Origin of the sequence: Paraburkholderia diazotrophica, assembly GCF_038900755.1 — a bacterium.
Lineage (GTDB): Bacteria > Pseudomonadota > Gammaproteobacteria > Burkholderiales > Burkholderiaceae > Paraburkholderia > Paraburkholderia diazotrophica_A.
In genome coordinates, this window is the sequence record NZ_JBBPEN010000045.1 from 1 (window position 1) to 4,146 (window position 4,146).

Annotated in this window: 3 protein-coding genes and 1 pseudogene; 3 read left to right on the top strand and 1 reads right to left on the bottom strand. The window is 60.1% G+C overall.

The window, feature by feature from the left end; genetic code table 11:
• From AABE10_RS35985 to AABE10_RS35995, 3 genes and pseudogenes are all read left to right on the top strand, one after another.
• Positions 1-152: pseudogene (locus AABE10_RS35985) on the top strand (type II secretion system protein); the annotation flags it as partial.
• A 13-nt stretch (positions 153-165) separates the two neighbouring features.
• Positions 166-774, top strand: coding sequence for a type 4 pilus major pilin (locus tag AABE10_RS35990; protein ID WP_342937806.1), 609 nt, complete (start codon positions 166-168; stop codon positions 772-774).
• A gap of 30 nt (positions 775-804) precedes the next feature.
• Positions 805-1,980, top strand: a complete 1,176-nt coding sequence (locus AABE10_RS35995; protein ID WP_342937807.1) for a hypothetical protein — start codon at positions 805-807, stop codon at positions 1,978-1,980.
• Positions 1,981-2,794: 814 nt separating this feature from the next.
• On the opposite strand, the gene AABE10_RS36000 is transcribed toward AABE10_RS35995, so the two are convergent.
• Positions 2,795-3,790 (bottom strand): CAP domain-containing protein, encoded by a 996-nt coding sequence (locus AABE10_RS36000; protein ID WP_342937808.1) that lies wholly within the window; start codon positions 3,788-3,790, stop codon positions 2,795-2,797.
• Positions 3,791-4,146: the final 356 nt, after the last annotated feature.

Consider the following 4,146-nt stretch of genomic DNA (forward strand, 5'->3'; position numbering starts at 1 on the left):
TCGCGACCGTGCGCCGCAACGCGCGCATCACGCACTACGTGCTCCTCGGCTTCGCCGTTTCCATGTTCTTCGCGCTCGGCATCGGATCGTACGTCGCGACCGGCGCTGTGAGCTTTGATTCTTCTCCAACCGCATCAGGCGCAATCAATTGACAGAGGGCAACCCATGAACAAGAAAACGATCCACCTTCAGACTCCCGAACAACGCAAGATCGCCTTGCTGCGCATGGCGCGTCGACGCAAGCAGTCGGGCGAACTCTCGATGATCGAGGCGGCAGCCGTCATGGCGGGTGCCGCGCTGCTGGCACTCATCGTTTATCAGGGCCGCAGCTTCGTGATGGATCGTATCCACGCGCACCAGTTCAAGAGTGAGGCGCAACTGTTTCGCAGCGGCATTCAGGATGCAACGTCGAACGACATTGATTTTTCGAGCGAGTCGCTTCAAACGCTCGCGCAAAACCACGCATTCGATTCCGCTGGCTCGCGCGTGAACGCGACGGCGGGCACGCTGACGGGCATCTTCGGCGGCTCGGTGACGGCAGCGCCGGCCACCATCGCAACGACGGACGATGCAATGGCCATGACCTATCCGGTTCCCGCAACGGTCTGCTCGCTCGCGATCGGCGCAGTGGCGGGCGCGTATACGAAGGTGACTGTGAACGGGACAACCGTCTCCGATCCCAACACGACCTTTAACGGATCAACTGCAGGGCAGGCGTGCAGTTCGGCCGGTGCGACGGCGAGCATTGCGATGTACGCGACGCACAACAACTAAGGATCGTTGCCCATGTTCAGCATCGTTGAGATGGTGGTCGTGCTGGTGGCCGCCGCGCTGATGACCACGGTCGCAATCAAGGAAGACGCAGCAAAGCGGCGCACGCAGGTCCTGACGGCGGAAGGGCAGAACGAGGCGGTCATCAACTCAGCGCTGTCTGACTGGGTGACGAACAACTATGGCCCGCTGATTGCGGGCGGGCCCGCCTCGGTTGTTGCCAATCCGCCGACCATCGATGACCTCTTTACGCAGGGGAACTTGAAGCAGCCGCACGCGCCTGGGCCGTTCTGGGGCGGGACGTATGTGATCAGTATGAGTGTCGGGCCAGCGACGTGTACCGTCAGCGCGGGCGACTGCCACGTGTCCTATGTCATGTATCCGTCGAAGCCGCTTACGCGTGGCGGCAAGCCCGATGTCGTCGGCGCGTCCCAGATTGCGCAGGCTGGCGGCAATTCGTTCGGCTACTCGAAAGCGCAGAGCCCGGGAACGATCACAGGCCTCAACGGGGCATGGACCGCGACCAATCCGCTGCCGGGCAATCCGGCGGCCGCGATCCTCGCGACAAACGGGCCAACGTCTGACGGCAATTCGGTCTATATCCGGCGCGATGGGTCACTCACCTGGACGGGCGACCAGAATGTGAATCACGTGAGCATGCACAACGTCCACGACATTGACGCTGAGGGAACCATTGCCGCGCCGACTCTCGCCGCGTCGAATGTCGCGGTGAGCAATGCGGTTCGAACGCCATCGACACTCTACGTGCAGAACGCAGCAGGCACCGGTCCCGCACCGATCAATACGGGTGCTGCGAATGTCAATGGCAATGCGACGGTGACTGGAACGTTGCAGGTGGGAAATCTGGCGGTACCGAGAACGGCCTGTTCCGGTTCCGCGATCGCGGCATCGAGCGATGGCTCGGGCCTGATCCTTTCGTGCCAGTGGGGGCAGTGGTTGCCGGTCGGTGGTCGCTGGCAGCGCTACGGCTACTACATCGTCCAGAACGGCTGGGGCGTGCCTGCTCCGACCTGTCCGGGAAGCGGGACGCCGGAAATCATCATTACCGGGCAAAGTCTCTATGTTGATCCTACGGCGTCAGTCAATTACAGCGTGAGCGGAGCGGGACCTTGGACGGTATGGATCACAGACGGAAGCGGTTCGGGAATCGGGGGCCAGGCCGTCGCATCAACCTACTGCGCATACTAAAAGGAGAAAACCAAGTGAGTCTCGTAAGAGCGATGGTGCGCGTTGCGCTGCCGATCTGCATACTTCTTTCCGCGCAGGGTGTATGGGCGGGGCCAGCGCGTTGCTCCTACGGCAACCAGGATTCGACGTGTACGACGCCGATCGTCAGTGGATGGCAGCCTCAGCCGCAATGTACGGGGGACGGCGTGACGACCCAGGTTCCTTCTGTGTGGCAGGGGGCTAAATGGTCAGCCCCGCAATGTGGCTACACACCGCCACCGGCGTGTCCGCCCGGCTATGCTCAGAACGCTGCACCGTGGTGGAACGGAACAAGTTGGGTGGGACAAGTTTGCATACCAAATGCGCCGCCTCCGCCCCCGGGCGCTTCCGTGTGCGCGGCTCAATCAACGGCCGGTTATACACCTTACGGTCCATACTCATGGGAAGACGCTAGGACTCAACCGTCCAGCGTAAATACGAATTGGTCGTTATATCAATCGATCTATGGACTGCCGTCAAACGCTGTGCCGTATTCGTCGTTTGCCAACGGAAATGGTGTGGACTGGCATGGGACTCCGTACGACATTTGCCACGGTACCAGTGACATGTACATCCCGATCTGCTGGATTGATCCAAATTCCAACAGTGTCCTGAGGTTCGATTTTTGGGTTGGTTGGCCGACCGGCACCAATTGCGGGGGAAATCACTAGAGCAGGTGTGTGCCCGCTTCGATCATTGGAAAATCAAAGAGCCCCACACGACAAGGTAGTGTGGGGCTCTTTTTTTCCTGCGAAAAATCCGTGAACAACTATGTAGTGCGGATCGGCGTGCCCGGTCAGCCTACAACGTTGCCCGTCGTGAACGTAAAGTTCCGCGAGAACGCCGTACCGTTGATGGTGCCCGACACGGAAACGGCATAACTCGTGTTGGCCGTAAGCGGGGCAGCCGGATACGCAACCGCTTCGAACTTTGGCAGGAGCTTGTTCGGATCGTTAGCGGAATCGAGCAGTTGGAGGTTGATGACGGTCCCGTGCGTGTCGGTCATCGTGCCGCTCGTAAGCACGATGGTATCGGTCGAATTGCCGACGATGGCGACGGGCTGCCCGAAGTTACCCGAGGTATTGGGCGGAGTAGGCGTCTCCCCACCGGTTGTATAGGGTAGACCGGTGGACCCTTGGCAGGGGAATGTCAACGGCAGATTCCCCGACAGCGGTTGCAGGTTCGCGATCGACACGGACGAGACAATCTGCGGGAATCCGTTAAACGTCAACTCTTTCCAACCGACACCGATTTCGGTGACTGGCCATGCACCGACTGCAATGTGATAAACGCCGCTAAGCCACGCATAGGCAATGCCTTGACCGTATTGAGTTTCGGTCAGAGTCGCGTTCGTATAGTATCCAGCGCTTGCACCACCGGAATACGTCGTCTGCGAGCCCGGAAAGCCAAAATGGACTGCGCGGTCCGTGTACGTTGCGCCAGTGAAGCCAGGCTTGCTGGAGTCTTCAGTGTCGGTAATCAGACCGCCGTTCTGGGCTTGATAGTCCGCATGCGCCTGGCCAGCTTGATCCAGAATCGTGTTTTCGGTGAGTGCGGGCAGGCCGCACTGCTGGCGCTGCTGATTGAGCGTGTCAAATACGGCCGCTTGCGCCGACGTGGCCGCGTATTGCGGGGAAGTCAGGTTTCCAGTCGTCGGCGACGGAGCGCTCGCTGGTGCCGAAGCTGCGGCCGAGCTGTTGCCCCCGTTTCCACCACCGCCACCACCGCACGCGGAAAGGGCGAGTGCGGCTGCGAACGAAACGGCGGTGAGTGCGGAAATGTTCTTCTTCATTCTGTACATCCTCGGAGTTGTTGTGAGTCGCGCCCCTTGCGCGACCGTGATTCCAGTTTATCGAGCGGGGTGCGATGTCAAGTTTCCGCTCGGTTGCGTTCCCGCTATCGTCGGGCTGTCGCGTTGATGCCGGGATTCGGGCGTCATTTTATGGCTAACGGAAAAAATCCGATCAGGGTTTAGCCTGACGGTGACATGGGCAAAGAAAAGCCCGCCAAAAGACGGGCGCAGCGCATCTATCGGTGCTTGCGAGCCCGTCGATGGAAAACTCGCAGACCAACGAAGGCGACCATCAGGCCAATACCAGTAACGGCAGGCCCGACTTTCGCGAGTTGCGGAACGACTCGGGTTCCCGT

Excerpts from the sequence above, each read along its gene's own strand:
- AABE10_RS35990 (WP_342937806.1), top strand. The coding sequence starts at position 166 with ATGAACAAGAAAACGATCCACCTTCAGACTCCCGAACAACGCAAGATC.
- AABE10_RS35995 (WP_342937807.1), top strand. The coding sequence starts at position 805 with ATGGTGGTCGTGCTGGTGGCCGCCGCGCTGATGACCACGGTCGCAATC.
- AABE10_RS36000 (WP_342937808.1), bottom strand. The coding sequence starts at position 3,790 with ATGAAGAAGAACATTTCCGCACTCACCGCCGTTTCGTTCGCAGCCGCA.